This window comes from Burkholderia sp. MSMB617WGS (assembly GCF_001532025.2).
Taxonomy (GTDB): Bacteria; Pseudomonadota; Gammaproteobacteria; order Burkholderiales; family Burkholderiaceae; genus Burkholderia; species Burkholderia savannae.
In genome coordinates, this window is sequence record NZ_CP013457.1 from 3465540 (window position 1) to 3480826 (window position 15287).

Sequence of the window (15287 nt, forward strand, 5' to 3'; positions counted from 1 at the left end):
GCCACCCCGGGTCCGCGCCAGCGGGCCGCTACAAGCGGCGCCACGCGAGCCAGCGCTCGCGTCCGGCGAACACGGGCAGCGAATCGGCGACGGGCTCGTCCTCGACGAGCGCGAAGTATGGGCAAAGCAGGGCGTCGAGCTCCGCGCGCTCGATTCCGAACGGCGGCCCCTTGCGCGTCGCGCCGATGAAAAAGAAGCCGGCGAGGAAGCCGCCCGCCGGCAGCAGTTCGGCCATTCGCCGCGCGTAGTCGGCGCGGCGGCTTGTCGGGATCGCGCACAGGAACGCGCGCTCGTAGATCCATTGCGGGACGAACGGCGGCGCGTACGTGAAGAAGTCGGCCTGCTCGACGAGCTCCGCGTCGTCGCCCAGCTCGCGGCGCGCGGCCGCGACCGCCTGCGCGGAGAAGTCGATCGCCCGCACGGGCCAGCCGGCGCGCGCGAGCCAGCGCGCCTCATATGCGCTTCCGCAGCCCGGGATCAGCACGGGGCGCGCCGGATGCCGCGCGGCGAACGCGGCGAACGCATCCGGCACGCGCGAGGCGTCCCACGGGATGAAGCCCTGCTCGAAGCGCTCGTCCCAGAACGATGCGTCGCCCGGGTCACGCGTCGCGAATTTCGCCTCGGACGATTCGGACGATTCGGACGGAGCGGCGGGCGCGGCCGGAGCGGCAGGCGCGGCCGTGGTGCCCGAAGTAGTCAAAGTAGCCGGAGCGGCCGGGATCGCCGAAGCCGCCGCGCTCGCCGGTTTCGCATCGCCCGCCGCATGCGCGGCCACATCGGATTTCTTCGTTTCGCTCGTCATACCCGTTGCTCGCCTTTCCCGCGCCGGCCGTGGGCGGCGCTCGTCTGAATTCTGCGCCCCGCGCTCAGCCGCCGTACGCGATGACGATCAGTACCCGCGCGATCACCGCGCCCGCGCCGACCGCGAGCCCGAACACGAGGAGCGCCTGCAGCAGCCGGTTGGTCCGCTTCTGCTCGACGAGTATCTGCCGGATCAGGTCGTCGCTGATCGCGCGCGGCGCCTCGTGATGCGCGGTGAGCGCCTGATGGACGAGGCGCGGCAGCTGCGGCAGCGTCTTGCTCCACTGCGGCGCCTCGACCTTGAAGCGCTCGTACCAGCCGCGCAGCCCGATCTGCTCGGCCATCCAGCGCTCGAGATACGGCTTCGCGGTCTTCCACAGATCGAGCTCCGGATCGAGCGAACGGCCGAGCCCCTCGACGTTCAGCATCGTCTTCTGCAAGAGCACGAGCTGCGGCTGGATTTCGACGTTGAAGCGGCGCGACGTCGAGAACAGGCGCATCAGCACCTGGCCGAGCGAGATGTCCTTCAGCGCGCGGTCGAAGTACGGCTCGCAGACCGCGCGGATCGCGCTTTCGAGCTCCTCGACGCGCGTATCGGGCGGCACCCAGCCGGATTCGAGATGCAGCGTCGCAACGCGATGATAGTCGCGCTTGAAGAACGCGAGGAAGTTCTGCGCGAGGTAATTCTTGTCGAAATCGGACAGCGCGCCGACGATGCCGAAATCGAGCGCGATATAGCGCCCGAAATGCTTCGGATCGAGGCTCACCTGGATGTTGCCGGGGTGCATGTCCGCATGGAAGAAGCCGTCGCGGAACACCTGCGTGAAGAAGATTTCGACGCCTTCGCGCGCGAGCTTCGGAATGTCGACGCCCGCCGCGCGCAGCGTGTCGACCTGGCTGATCGGCACGCCCGCCATCCGCTCCATCACGAGCACGCTCGGCGTCGAGTAATCCCAGAACATCTCCGGCACGAGCAGCAGGTCGAGCCCCACGAAGTTGCGGCGCAGCTGGCTGCCGTTCGCCGCCTCGCGCATCAGGTCAAGCTCGTCGTGCAGGTATTTGTCGAATTCGGCGACGACCTCGCGCGGCTTGAGCCGCCTGCCGTCCGCCCACAGGCGCTCGGCCCACGTCGCGATGTCGCGCATCAGCGCGAGATCGGAATCGATGATGGGCAGCATGTTGGGACGCAGCACCTTGACCGCGACCGCCTTGCCCTTGTGCTCGCCCTGCTTGAGCTTCGCGAAGTGCACCTGCGCGATCGACGCGCTCGCGACGGGTTCCCGCTCGAACGCATCGAACAGCTCGTCGATGCGCGCGCCGAGCGCCTTCTCGACGAGACCGATCGCAACCGCCGAATCGAACGGCGGCACCTGGTCCTGAAGCTTCGCGAGCTCGTTCGCGAAATCGACGGGCAGCAGATCGCGCCGCGTCGACAGCACCTGGCCGAACTTCACGAAGATCGGCCCGAGGCTTTCCAGCGCGCGGCGCAGCCGCACCGCGGGCGGATCGGAGAAACGGCGCCCGATCGTCGTGATGCGCAGCAGGAGCTTCACGCGACGGTTTTCGATACGCGACAGCATCACCTCGTCGAGGCCGAAGCGGATGACGGTGAAGACGATTTTGACGAAACGGAAAATGCGCATGCCTTGCGGCCCTCACTGCGCGCGTCGCGAGCTGCCGCCCGCGCGCGCGTCGATTTTTTGCTCCAGTCGTTCGATCCGCTTCTCGACGCGCGCGAGCCCGTCCCGCGCCCGCGCGAGCTCCGCGTCGAAATCGGCGAGCACGCTCTTGCGCACGACCTGCGGGTTCTCGTCGAGCCAGTATTCGGCGATCGAATCGAGCACGTTGCGGCCGGAACGGCGCGCGTGCTCGCCCGTCGAACGCACGAAGGTCGCGATCCGGTGCGCGGCCGCGTCGCCGACGATCTTCGCGAGATCCTCCTCCGGCTCCCAGCGCAGGTGCTCGGCAAGCTTCGCGATCTGGGTCGCGAACTCCGCGTCGCCGTCGATCTTCACGTGCTTCATCACGGCCGCCTGACCGCCCTGCACGAACGCGGCCGCCGCGTCGAACGGGCCGCCCGTGCCGCCGCTCGACAGCGCGATCGACACGTCGAACTGGCGCGCGTCGTGCGCGTCGACGGCTGCGAGATAGCCGTCCGGCTGCACGAGCAGCACGAGCGTCACGGGCGGGACTTCGAGCCGGGCGGTCTTGCCGGCATAGGGAATCAGGCGGTCGCGCGCCCAGGATTCGCGGGCGAGCAGGTGATTGACGGCGGCGGCAAACGGCTTGGCGGCAAGGGTCATCTGGCTGGCAATGAAAAGCCCGCGCAGGCAGGGCGCCTGCGCGGGCTTCTATTGTAACGTCGGTTCGGCCGCGGCCTCGCGAGGCGCGCCGCGCGGCACGACTTCCGTCAGTGCGTGCTCGCCTGCTGGATGCCCGCGAGGAGCCAGCCCTGGCTGCCGGCCTTCGACAGATTCCACACTTCGTCGAACGGCTCGGCCGCCGCGCCCTGCGCCTCTCGGATGAGGCCGTGGAAGCGCACGCTCGCGAAGTGCTCGTTGCCGCGATCCTCGACCGCGAGCAGCTCGGCGTCGAGCTGCACGACGTCCGTCTGGTTCGCGCCCGCGCCGCGGCCGTCGAGATCGATCTTCACTTCGGCGAACATCTCGGGCGTCGTGAATTCGCGGATGTCGGCGAGGTTGCCCTCGTCCCACGCGGCCTGCAGGCGCACGAAATAGACCTTCGCGTTACGCAGGAACGCTTCGGTATCGAAGCCCGCCGGCACCGCAGGCGCGGCGGCCGCAGCGGCCGTCGTCGCGGCGGCTGTGCCGCCGAACACGCGCTGCGCTTCGCCCGCGTACGAACTGCCCGAGCCCCCGAACGCGCCGTTCGGCGACGCCTCGCGCCGAGCGCCCGCATCCTGGCCGTAACCGCCTTGGTTCAGCGACGGCTGGCCGCCCGCGTAGGCCGGCCGCTGCGCGCCGCGCCGGTTCATGAACTTGCGGACGAGCCAAATGCCGACCATCGCGAGAAGCGCGATCACGATGACGTTCGCCATCATGCTGGCGAACGCGCCGCCAAGCCCCAGATGCGACAGCAGCGCCGCGATGCCGAGGCCGGCCGCGAGCCCCGCGATCGGGCCGAGCCAGCGCGAGCGATTCGGCTGCGCGGCGGGCGCCGGCTGCTGGCGCGGCGCCTGGGCGGGCGCCGCCTGCTGCATCGGCTGCTGCGCGGGCGGCGTCGCCTGGCGCTGCTGCAGCGTCTGCGACTGGCGGCCGACGCTGCGGCCGCCGCCCATGCGCTTCGCCTCGGCGTCGAGCGACGCGAACGTGCCGGCGGCGAGGAGGCCGACCATCAGGAACGTGCCGATTCGCCGCGCCAACGACTTCGGCTCTCTGCTGCGGTTAAACGACGAACGCGATTCGGACATCCTGGCCTCCAAGCTGAAAGGAAATTGTATGGATGGAACCCCTTAATACTTGGTTCCCACGTGTAAAGCTACCACGCCACCTGACAAATTGTAATATTTGACGGCGTCGAGCCCAGCTTGTTCCATCATCGTCTTCAGCGTGTCCTGATCCGGGTGCATCCGGATAGATTCAGCAAGATACCGATAACTGTCGGCATCTTTCGCGAACTTGTCGCCAAGCCACGGTAATACTTTGAAAGAATAGAGATCGTACGCTTTTTTCAGCGGCTCCCAGACTTTCGAGAATTCGAGCACCATCACGCGGCCGCCCGGCTTCGCGACGCGGCGCATCTCGGCGAGCGCGGCGTCCTTGTGCGTCATGTTGCGCAAGCCGAACGCGACGGTGACGACGTCGAAGTAGTTGTCGGGAAACGGCAGCTTCTCCGCGTCGCAGAGCAGCGACGGCGTGACGACGCCCTTGTCGAGCAGGCGGTCGCGGCCCACGCGCAGCATCGATTCGTTGATGTCCGTGTGCCAGACTTCTCCCGTCGGCCCCGCGGCCTTCGCGAACGCCTTCGTCAGATCGCCCGTGCCGGCCGCGAGGTCGAGCACCTTGAAGCCCGGCCGCACGTTCGCCTGCGCGATCGTGAACGCCTTCCACGCGCGGTGCAGGCCCGCCGACATCAAGTCGTTCATCAGATCGTAGTTGCTCGCGACCGAGTGAAACACCCCCGCGACTTTCTTCGCTTTTTCGTTTTCCTCGACGGTCTCAAAGCCGAAGTGGGTTTTGCTCATCGCGTTGATCCTCTATCAATGGCAAACGGCGCCGCCCGGCGCCGTCGTTCAGTGGTGGTGGCCTCGCGGCAGCGAGTCCGCCGGCATTGGCGCGTCTCGCTCGACGCCCGCCGCCTTCAATTTGTCGAAATATTCGCGCCAGAGCGCGTCCTGCCGGGTCGCGAGCTCGTACAGCAGCTCCCACGAATAGATGCCCGTCGAATGGCCGTCCGAGAACGTCGGCTTGAGCGCATAGTTGCCGACCGGCTCGAGCGCCGTGATCGTCACGTCGCGCTTGCCGGTCTGCAGCGTCTCCTGGCCCGGCCCGTGGCCGCGCACTTCGGCCGACGGCGAATAGACGCGCATCAGCTCGAACGGCACGCGAAAGCTCTCGCCGCTCGGATACTGCAACTCCAGCACGCGCGACACCGCATGGACGACGACGCCGGACGGCACGGGCGCCGTCGAAGCCTGGCCGCTCATGCCCGGCCTCCGCTCACCGCCTGCTCGATCTCCTCGTGCACCGCGTTGTGCAAGAGGGTCGCCTGCGCGGCGCGCAGCCGCAGCAGCGCGTCGGACACCGACCGCTGGCGCGGCGCCCAGATCGGCTGCGGGAAATGCGCGTCGTTCGAGAAGCGCGGAATCACGTGCCAGTGCACGTGCGGCACCTGGTTGCCGAGGCTCGCGAGATTCACCTTCGTCGGCTGCATCACCCGCCGCACCGCCTTCTCTACCGCGTAGACGATCCGCATCAGATGCGCGCGCTCGGCCTCGTCGAGATCGGAAAACTCGGCGACGTGCGCATGCCAGATCACCCGGCAGAAGCCCGGGTAATCGGTTTCGGTCGTCGCGAGGACGACGCGCACCGCGTCGTCCTTCCAGAGCAGCTCGCCGCCATCTTCGCGGCAGAATACGCAATCCATCGTCAATTCCTTCACTGGTGGAACGTTCGTCACCTTACACCAGCACGCGCTCGATCCCGCCGTTGTTCGCGCGCGCGACGTAGTCGGCCATCCAGTTCTCGCCGAGCATGTGGCGCGCGATCTCGACGACGATGTAGTCGGCCTCGATGTTCGCGTCCTCGTTGTAGCGCGACAGGCCCTGCAGGCACGCCGGGCAGCTCGTCAGGATCTTCACGTCCGACACGCCGGCGGCCGAGCCGTTCGCGCCGTTGCCCGACACCACCGGAATGTTACGCAATTTGGCGGCGCCCTTCTTGATCTCTTCCTCTTTTCGGAACCGAACCTGCGTCGACACGTCCGGACGCGCGACGGCGAGCGTGCCCGATTCGCCGCAGCAGCGCTCGTTCTTCTCGATCTTGTAGCCGTCGTGCTGCGCGCCCATCAGATCGTTGACGAGCTTGACCGGGTCCATCGTCTTGATCGGCGTGTGGCACGGATCGTGATACATGTAGCGCGTGCCCGTCACGCCGTCGAGCTTCAGCCCCTTCTCGAGCAGGAACTCGTGGATGTCGATGATCCGGCAGCCGGGGAAGATCTTGTCGAATTCGTAGCCGGCGAGCTGGTCGTAGCAGGTGCCGCACGACACGACCACCGTCTTGATGTCGAGGTAGTTCAGCGTGTTCGCGACCCGGTGGAACAGCACGCGGTTGTCGGTGACGATCTTCTCCGCCTTGTCGTACTGGCCCGAGCCGCGCTGCGGATAGCCGCAGCACAGATACCCGGGCGGCAGCACGGTCTGCACGCCCGCTTCCCACAGCATCGCCTGCGTGGCGAGGCCGACCTGCGAGAACAGGCGCTCGGAGCCGCAGCCGGGGAAGTAGAACACCGCCTCCGAATCGACGGTCGTCGTCTTCGGGTTGCGGATGATCGGCACGATCTTGTTGTCCTCGATGTCGAGCAGCGCGCGCGCCGTCTTCTTCGGCAGGTTGCCCGGCATCTTCTTGTTGACGAAGTGGATCACCTGCTCGACGGCGGGCCGCTTGCCGGTCGTCGACGGCGGGTGCGCCGTCTGCTTCTGCGCGACCTTCTTCAGCACGTCGTTCGCCAGGCGCTGCGCCTTGTAGCCCAAGCCCATCATCACCGCGCGCGTCGCGTTGATCGTCTGCGGATTCGTCGCGTTCAGGAAGAACATGCCCGCCGCGCTGCCCGGGTTGAACTTCTTCTTGCCCATCTTGCGCAGCAGGTTGCGCATGTTCATCGTCACGTCGCCGAAGTCGATCTTGACGGGGCACGGCGTCGCGCACTTGTGGCAGACGGTGCAATGGTCGGCCACGTCGTTGAACTCGTCCCAGTGCTTGATCGACACGCCGCGGCGCGTCTGCTCCTCGTACAGGAACGCCTCGACGAGCAGCGACGTCGCGAGGATCTTGTTGCGCGGGCTGTACAGCAGATTCGCGCGCGGCACGTGCGTCGCGCACACCGGCTTGCACTTGCCGCAGCGCAGGCAGTCCTTCACCGATTCGGCGATCGCGCCGATGTCGGACTGCTGCATGATCAGCGACTCGTAGCCCATCAGGCCGAAGCTCGGCGTGTACGCGTTGCGCAGGTCCGCGCCTTCGAGCAGTTTGCCCTTGTTGAAGCGGCCCTGCGGATCGACGCGCTGCTTGTACGCGCGGAATTCGGCGATCTCGTCGTCGGTCAGGAACTCGAGCTTCGTGATGCCGATGCCGTGCTCGCCGGAGATCACGCCGTCGAGCGAGCGCGCGAGCGTCATGATGCGCGCAACCGCCGCGTGCGCGTCCTGCAGCATCTCGTAGTTGTCGGAGTTCACCGGAATGTTCGTGTGAACGTTGCCGTCGCCCGCGTGCATGTGCAGCGCGACGAACACGCGGCCGCGCAGCACCTGCTTGTGGATCGCCTGCGCGTCGTCGAGGATCGGCTTGAACGCGCCGCCGTTGAAGATCTGCCGCAGCTCGGCGCGAATTTCCTGCTTCCACGACACGCGCACCGTGCGGTCCTGCGCCACGTGGAAGACGGTGGCGTCCGGCTGCGCGTCGACGCGGTCCGCGAACTTCTCCGCGAGCGCCTCGCAGCCGAGCGCGACGAGATAGTGCTGCGCCTCGCGCAGCGGCATGTCGAGCTTGTCGCGCAGGAATTCCCAGCGCGCGCGCACGCGCTTCATCAGATCGAGCGCCTGCTGCACGCGGTCCTCGAGCAGCTCGGCGCTCGGGATCTCGCTCGCGTCGTCGCTCTTGCCGAGCGGCAGGCTGCCTGCCGTGAAGAACGCTTCGATCGCGTCGACGAGCTGCAGCTTGTTCTTGATCGACAGCTCGATGTTGATCCGCTCGATGCCGTCGGTGTACTCGCCCATCCGGTTGAGCGGAATCACGACGTCCTCGTTGATCTTGAACGCGTTCGTGTGCTTCGCGATCGCGGCGGTGCGGCTGCGGTCGAGCCAGAAGCGCTTGCGCGCCTCGGCGCTCACCGCGACGAAGCCCTCGCCGCTCTTGCCGTTCGCCATCCGCACGACTTCGGACGTCGCGTGCGCGACCGCGTCCGCGTTGTCGCCGACGATGTCGCCGATCAGCACCATTTTCGGAAACGCCTGGCGCTTGCTCTTCGTCGCGTAGCCGACCGCGCGCAGGTAGCGCTCGTCGAGATGCTCGAGGCCCGCGAGGATCGCGCCGCCCTGCTTCGACGTCTCGAACAGGTAATCCTTGATCTCGACGATGCTCGGGATCGCCTCGCGCGCCTGGCCGAAAAATTCGAGGCAGACGGTGCGCGTGTGCGCGGGCATCTTGTGCAGCACCCAGCGCGCGGACGTGATGAGGCCGTCGCAGCCTTCCTTCTGCACGCCCGGCAGGCCCGCGAGGAATTTGTCCGTCACGTCCTTGCCGAGGCCCTCCTTGCGAAAGCGCCGGCCTTCGATGTCGAGCGTCTCGGCGCGCAACAGCTTCTCGCCCGGCGCGCGCGCGCCGTCGAACCACTTGAGCTCGAAGCGCGCGACCGGAATGTCGTGGATCTTGCCGAGGTTGTGCTCGACGCGCGTGACTTCGAGCCAGTTCCCTTCGGGATCGACCATCCGCCACCACGCGAGGTTGTCGAGCGCGGTGCCCCAGAGCACGGCCTTCTTGCCGCCCGCGTTCATCGCGACGTTGCCGCCGATGCACGATGCGTCGAGCGAGGTCGGATCGACCGCGAACACGTAGCCGGCCGCCTCCGCCGCCTCGGTCACGCGGCGCGTGACGACGCCCGCGCCGGAGAAGATCGTCGGCACCTTGTGCGCGACGCCCGGCAGCTCGGTCAGCTCGACGGCGCCCAGCTGCTCGAGCTTCTCGGTGTTGATCACGGCCGAGAACGGCGTGAGCGGCACCGCGCCGCCCGTGTAGCCCGTGCCGCCGCCGCGCGGGATCACGGTCAGGCCGAGCTCGAAGCACGCCTTCACAAGGCTCGCGATTTCCGCTTCGGTATCGGGCGTCAGCACGACGAACGGATACTCGACGCGCCAATCGGTCGCGTCCGTCACGTGCGACACGCGCGCGAGACCGTCGAAGCGGATGTTGTCCTTCTGCGTGCAGCGGCCGAGCACCTTCGTCGCGCGGCGGCGCAGCTCCGCCATCTTCTCGAACTCGTGCGCGAATTCGTCGACCGCGCGCTGCGCGGCCGCGGCGAGCATCTCGACGCGCGCGGCGCGCTCGCGGCCCGCCACGTCGCCGTGCTCGGACAGATCCGCGCGGCGGCGCTTCTCGATCTCGGACAGGCGGTGGTTCAGCGCCTCGACGAGGAGCGCGCGGCGCTTCGGATTGTCGAGCAGATCGTCCTGCAGATACGGATTGCGGCGCACCACCCAGATGTCGCCCAGCACTTCGTACAACATCCGCGCCGAGCGGCCCGTGCGGCGTTCGGCGCGCAGCTCGTCGAGCGCGGCCCAGGCTTCGTCGCCGAGCAGGCGGATCACGATCTCGCGATCGGAGAACGACGTGTAGTTGTAGGGGATTTCGCGCAGGCGCGGAGCGGGGTCGGCGGCGACGGCGGCTGCCGCGCCGTGCGGATCGAAAACTTGCGGTGCGTTCATGTTCGGACGATTCGGAGGCCGGCGCGCGACGAAGGAGCGCGAATCCGGCAAGCGCGTGGTGCGCGATTTTGGGGAAATCTTCTGTTACCCGGCGCGTGACTGCTTTGCGTGGGCCCGGAGCGCGCGTTCGAGCGCGATTCCGGAACGACCGCTTCGCAAGGAGCCGGAGCAGGCGCTCACGCGCGACTCCGGTCGACACGGCCCGGCGGCGCTCGGTACCGTCAACACGATCGCGCGCGGCGCGCGTGCCGTTGCGCCGCAGGACCCGCGGCGCGCGGCGACGGCTTCAACAGGACGATCCGAGACTGCCTTTGCATCTTCCGATCCTTGATTCAAAACGAAATTCTAACCCAGGTTGGACGAACGCGTTAATCGTCGGCGCGGCGGCCGAATGACCCGTCGAATCCGCCGCGCCGCCCGGGCGACGAGGGTTTGCGGCCGGCGACGCGGCGCGGCGCGCGCCCCTTTCAGTCGCCCGACGGCGCCCGGCAAGCGCCCGATTCGCCGTCCGGACGGTCGGTAACCATTCAGTTAAGGCCGAAACGGCGAGGGTTGGCGCTATCATTGCCTTTTTCCGCCGCATCCACGCTTTTCACGCCCTCTCATGGCCTCCCACGATTATCTGAAGAAAATCCTGACCGCCCGGGTGTACGACGTCGCGCTCGAAACCGAGCTCGAACGCGCGCGCAATCTGTCCGCGCGACTGAACAACCCCGTCTATCTGAAGCGCGAGGACAACCAGCCGGTGTTCTCGTTCAAGCTGCGCGGCGCGTACAACAAGATGGCGCACATTCCAGCCGACGCGCTCGCGCGCGGCGTGATCACCGCGTCGGCGGGCAATCATGCGCAGGGCGTCGCGTTCTCGGCCGCGCGGATGAACGTGAAGGCCGTGATCGTCGTGCCGGTGACGACGCCGCAGGTGAAGGTCGACGCGGTGCGCGCGCACGGCGGCCCGACCGTCGAGGTGATCCAGGCGGGCGAATCGTACAGCGACGCCTACGCGCACGCGGTGAAGGTGCAGGCCGAGCGCGGCCTCACGTTCGTCCATCCGTTCGACGATCCTTACGTGATCGCGGGCCAGGGCACGGTCGCGATGGAAATCCTGCGCCAGCATCAGGGACCAATCCACGCGATCTTCGTGCCGATCGGCGGCGGCGGGCTCGCGGCGGGCGTGGCCGCGTACGTGAAGGCGGTGCGGCCCGAGATCAAGGTGATCGGCGTGCAGACCGACGATTCGTGCGCGATGAAGCGCTCGCTCGACGCGGGCGAGCGCGTCGAGCTCGCCGAGGTCGGCCTCTTCTCCGACGGCACCGCGGTGAAGCTCGTCGGCGAGGAGACGTTCCGGCTCTGCACCGCGTATCTCGACGACGTCTTGACCGTCGACACCGACGCGCTCTGCGCGGCGATCAAGGACGTGTTCCAGGACACGCGCAGCGTGCTCGAGCCCGCCGGCTCGCTCGCGGTCGCGGGTGCGAAGCGGTATGCGGAGCGCGAAGGCATCGAAGGCGAGACGCTCGTCGCGATCACGTCCGGCGCGAACATGAATTTCGACCGGATGCGCTTCGTCGCCGAGCGCGCCGAAGTGGGCGAGGCGCGCGAAGCGGTGTTCGCGGTGACGATCCCCGAGGAGCGCGGCAGCTTCAAGCGCTTCTGCTCGCTCGTCGGCGAGCGCAACGTGACCGAGTTCAACTACCGGATCGCCGACGCGCAATCGGCGCACATCTTCGTCGGCGTGCAGATCAAGCGGCGCGACGAATCGGACGAGATCGCGCGCAACTTCGCCGTGCACGGCTTCGACACTGTCGATCTGTCGGGCGACGAGCTGTCGAAGCAGCACGTCCGCTACATGGTCGGCGGCCGCTCGCCGCTCGCGCACGACGAGCGGCTGTTCCGCTTCGAATTCCCCGAGCGGCCGGGCGCGCTGATGAAGTTCCTGTCGTCGATGGCGCCCGACTGGAACATCAGCCTGTTCCACTACCGGAACCAGGGCGCCGACTACAGCTCGATCCTCGTCGGCCTGCAAGTGCCGCAGGCCGACCACGCGGAGTTCGAGCGCTTCCTCGCGGCGCTCGGCTATCCGTTCTGGGAAGAGAGCGGCAATCCCGCGTATCGCCTCTTCCTGTCCTGATCCGCAATCCCCATACGATATGAACCCCGAACACTCCCCGCTCGGCAAGACGACCGTCTACTCGGGCGCCTACGATGCGTCGCTGCTGTTTCCGATCCCGCGCGCGGGCGCGCGCGAGCAGATCGGCATCGGCGCGCAGCTGCCGTTCTTCGGCACCGACATCTGGAACGCGTACGAGCTGTCGTGGCTCAACGCGCGCGGCAAGCCGCAAGTCGCGATCGCGACGTTCTACGTGCCGGCCGAATCGCCGAACATCGTCGAATCGAAGTCGTTCAAGCTGTATCTCGGCTCGTTCGCGCAGACCGCGTTCGAATCGATCGACGCGGTGCGCGACACGCTCAAGCGCGACGTGTCGGCCGCATGCGGCGCGAACGTGACGGTGCGCCTTGCGCCGCCCGCCGAATTCCGCAAGCTGCAGATGGACGAGCTCGACGGGCTGTCGCTCGACCGCCTCGATCTCGAAGCCGACGTCTACGAGCCCGATCCGTCGTTCCTCACCGCATCGCACGACGAGGCGCCCGTCGAGGAGACGCTCGTCACCGATCTGCTGAAATCGAACTGCCCGGTGACGGGCCAGCCAGACTGGGGCAGCGTGCAGATCCACTACATCGGCGCGCCGATCGATCATGCCGGCCTGCTGCGCTACATCATTTCGTTTCGCAATCACACGGGCTTTCACGAGCAGTGCGTCGAGCGGATCTTCGTCGACATCCTGCGCGCGTGCAAGCCGGTGAAGCTCGCCGTCTACGCGCGTTACACGCGCCGCGGCGGGCTCGACATCAATCCGTTCCGCACCAATTACAACCAGCCGATGCCGGACAACGCACGCACCGCGCGGCAGTGACGCGCGGGCGGTGACGCTCGCGGCGCGAGCGTCGCGCGCCGCCATCGGCCGTCACCGAGCGCCGCCTGCGTGCGAATGCTCGGCTTGCCGCGAGATGGCGAGAGATGGCGCGGGATGGTGCGAGGCGATCGATCAGCCGCGCCCCGCCCGCGAGCGCCGATCCGGTTCGCCCATGAAAAAACGGGGCCCGCTCGGGGCCCCGTTTTTCGTTTACCGCCGACGTGCCGCGCGCGGCGCGCGCCGCGTCACTTCGCCGGCGCCTTGTACGCGATACAGTCGACTTCGACCTTGCAGTCGATCACCATGCTCGACTGCACGCACGCGCGCGCGGGCGGATGCTCGCCGAAATACGAGATGAAGACCTTGTTGAACGACGCGAAATCGCGCGCGTCGTCGAGCCACACGCCGCAGCGCACGACGTGCTCGAGGCCGTAGCCCGCTTCCTTCAGGATCGCGATCACGTTCTCGATCGCCTGCTTCGACTGCGTGACGATCCCGCCCTCGACGACCTCGCCGTTCACCATCGGCGTCTGGCCGGACACGTAGAGCCACCCGTCCGCCTCGACCGCACGCGCGAACGGCATCACCTGACCGCCCGTGCCCTTCGCTTCGCCCACGCCATATCGCTTCATCGTTTCACTCCTTCGTTTCGTTTGCCAACGCGCGCCGCCCGCGCAAGGCGCGCGGCGCGCGACGTTCCATTGCCGACGTTCCATTGCCGACGTTCCATTGCCGACGTTCCATTGCCGACGTTCCATTGCCGACGTTCCATTGCCGACGTTCCATTGCCGACGTTCCATTGCCGACGTTCGATTACCGCCACGCGCCTCGACCGGATCGGGAGCCGCTTCCATCACGGCAATCAGGCACGTTCAGAACGCGTCGTCCGCCGTCGCCGCGGCGCGCGCGCCGCGCGCGACGAAGCGGCCGGCGCGCTCGCCCGTCGGCGCGCCGCCGCAATACGACAGCACGCCGTTCACCCACACCGCCTCGATCCCGTGCGCCGGCTGCTGCGGCTGCTCGAACGTCGCCGCGTCGCGCACGCGATCCGCGTCGAACAGCACGAGGTCCGCGTGATGGCCGACCCGCACTTCGCCGCGCTGCGCGAGCCCGAAGCGCCGCGCCGACAGCGACGTCATCTTGCGCACCGCCTCCTCGAGCGGGATCAGCCGTTCGTCGCGCGCGTAGTGGCCGAGCACGCGCGGAAACGCGCCCCAGAGGCGCGGATGCGGCAGCGGATCGTTCGGCAGGCCGTCGGAGCCGACCATCGTCGCCGGATGCGACAGAATCCGGCGCACGTCGTCCTCCGACATGTTGTGATACACGGCGCCCGCGGGCTGCAATCGGCGCGCCGCGTCCTGCTCGGGCACGCCCCATTCGCGTGCGATCGCCTTCAGCAGCTTGCCCGCCATCTCCGGATGCGGCCGCGACCACGTGATCGTGATGTCGATGTCGCCCGTCGCCTGCTTGATGTCGAGCGTCGACGAGCTGCGGCTGTACGGATAGCAGTCGCAGCCGACGGGCTGGATGCGCCGCGCGCCCTCGAGCGACGCGAGCACTTCGCCGCTGCGCCCCCAGTTCGACGGCCCCGCGCACTTCAGATGCGAGATCACGACGGGCACGCGCGCATGCCGGCCGACGCGGTACGCCTCGTCCATCGCGTCGAGGATCGCGTCGAATTCGGTGCGCATGTGCGTCGTGTAGACGGCGCCCGCGTTCGCGAGCGGCTCGGCGAGCGCCATCACCTCTTCGGTCGGCGCGGCGAACGCGGAGCCGTACGCGAGCCCCGAGCTCAGGCCGAGCGCGCCGTGCGCGAGCGCCTCCTCGAGCTGCACGCGCATCGCGGCGATTTCGGATTCGGTTGCCGCGCGGTCGAGCCGGTCCATCTGGTTGTTGCGCAGCGCGGTATGACCGACGAGCGCCGCGACGTTCACGGCCGGCCGCGCCGCGCCCACCGCGTCGACGTACGCGGCGAAGGTCGGATAGCGAAACGCCTCGCGCGCGCCGAGCAGGTTCATCGGATCGGGCGGATCGCCGCTCAGCGCGACAGGCGACGCGCTGATCCCGCAATTGCCGACGATCACCGTCGTCACGCCCTGCGAAATCTTCGGCAGCATCTGCGGCGCGTCGATCACGTGCGTATCGTCGTGCGTGTGCACGTCGACGAAGCCGGGCGCGAGCGCGCGGCCGTTCGCCTCGACCACCTGCTCGGCGAGCCAGTTCGACAGGTTGCCGATCGCGGCGATCCGGTCGCCGCGAATCGCGACGTCGCGCTCGACGGGAGGCGCGCCCGTGCCGTCGTACAACTGCGCGCCGACGATCAGCGTATCGGCCGCTTCGGGATGCGAGTGCAT

Annotated in this window: 13 protein-coding genes and 1 pseudogene; 2 read left to right on the top strand and 12 right to left on the bottom strand. The window is 67.9% G+C overall.

From position 1 onward, the window contains the following. Positions 1 to 28 precede the first annotated feature (28 nt). The 9 genes and pseudogenes from WT60_RS17040 to WT60_RS35710 form a co-directional block, all read right to left on the bottom strand. Complete coding sequence (locus tag WT60_RS17040) at positions 29 to 802, bottom strand: methyltransferase domain-containing protein (RefSeq protein WP_060355572.1); 774 nt, start codon at positions 800 to 802, stop codon at positions 29 to 31. A gap of 64 nt (positions 803 to 866) precedes the next feature. Further along, positions 867 to 2444, bottom strand: a complete 1578-nt coding sequence (gene ubiB / locus WT60_RS17045) for a ubiquinone biosynthesis regulatory protein kinase UbiB (RefSeq protein ID WP_059577303.1) — start codon at positions 2442 to 2444, stop codon at positions 867 to 869. A 12-nt stretch (positions 2445 to 2456) separates the two neighbouring features. Beyond that, positions 2457 to 3104, bottom strand: a complete 648-nt coding sequence (locus WT60_RS17050) for an SCP2 sterol-binding domain-containing protein (protein WP_038751161.1) — start codon at positions 3102 to 3104, stop codon at positions 2457 to 2459. 107 nt (positions 3105 to 3211) lie between these two features. Then, positions 3212 to 4231: a TIM44-like domain-containing protein gene (locus WT60_RS17055; protein WP_060355571.1), complete on the bottom strand. Its 1020-nt coding sequence runs from the start codon at positions 4229 to 4231 to the stop codon at positions 3212 to 3214. 42 nt (positions 4232 to 4273) lie between these two features. Beyond that, a complete protein-coding gene (gene ubiE, locus WT60_RS17060) occupies positions 4274 to 5005 on the bottom strand; it encodes a bifunctional demethylmenaquinone methyltransferase/2-methoxy-6-polyprenyl-1,4-benzoquinol methylase UbiE (RefSeq protein WP_038751157.1) in 732 nt (243 codons plus the stop codon). A 48-nt stretch (positions 5006 to 5053) separates the two neighbouring features. Next, positions 5054 to 5467 carry a DUF971 domain-containing protein gene (locus WT60_RS17065; protein ID WP_038751156.1) on the bottom strand — a complete coding sequence of 138 codons (414 nt, stop codon included), beginning with the start codon at positions 5465 to 5467 and terminating at the stop codon, positions 5054 to 5056. Beyond that, positions 5464 to 5907: an HIT family protein gene (locus WT60_RS17070; protein WP_038751154.1), complete on the bottom strand. Its 444-nt coding sequence runs from the start codon at positions 5905 to 5907 to the stop codon at positions 5464 to 5466. Before WT60_RS17070 ends, WT60_RS17065 begins: the two co-directional genes overlap by 4 nt. 34 nt (positions 5908 to 5941) lie before the next feature. Beyond that, a complete protein-coding gene (locus WT60_RS17075) occupies positions 5942 to 9961 on the bottom strand; it encodes an FAD/FMN-binding oxidoreductase (protein ID WP_038751218.1) in 4020 nt (1339 codons plus the stop codon). Positions 9962 to 10491: 530 nt separating this feature from the next. Continuing rightward, a pseudogene (locus WT60_RS35710) lies at positions 10492 to 10577 on the bottom strand (DNA methyltransferase); the annotation flags it as partial. Here WT60_RS35710 and ilvA point away from each other — a divergent pair. Together ilvA and queF are read left to right on the top strand one after the other, a co-directional pair. Next, on the top strand, positions 10566 to 12089 hold the full coding sequence (ilvA, locus tag WT60_RS17090; RefSeq protein ID WP_060822136.1) for a threonine ammonia-lyase, biosynthetic: 1524 nt from the start codon (positions 10566 to 10568) through the stop codon (positions 12087 to 12089). The pseudogene WT60_RS35710 and the gene ilvA sit on opposite strands and share 12 nt — an antisense overlap. A gap of 19 nt (positions 12090 to 12108) precedes the next feature. After that, a complete protein-coding gene (queF, locus tag WT60_RS17095) occupies positions 12109 to 12933 on the top strand; it encodes an NADPH-dependent 7-cyano-7-deazaguanine reductase QueF (RefSeq protein ID WP_038744705.1) in 825 nt (274 codons plus the stop codon). 245 nt (positions 12934 to 13178) lie between these two features. Here the strand turns inward: queF and WT60_RS17100 are convergent, their stop codons facing one another. The 3 genes from WT60_RS17100 to WT60_RS17105 form a co-directional block, all read right to left on the bottom strand. Further along, positions 13179 to 13565, bottom strand: coding sequence for a RidA family protein (locus tag WT60_RS17100; RefSeq protein ID WP_004189219.1), 387 nt, complete (start codon positions 13563 to 13565; stop codon positions 13179 to 13181). 4 nt (positions 13566 to 13569) lie between these two features. Then, positions 13570 to 13719 (bottom strand): hypothetical protein, encoded by a 150-nt coding sequence (locus WT60_RS34530; protein ID WP_186448543.1) that lies wholly within the window; start codon positions 13717 to 13719, stop codon positions 13570 to 13572. Between the two features lie 86 nt (positions 13720 to 13805). After that, positions 13806 to 15287, bottom strand: a complete 1482-nt coding sequence (locus WT60_RS17105) for a D-aminoacylase (protein WP_060356828.1) — start codon at positions 15285 to 15287, stop codon at positions 13806 to 13808.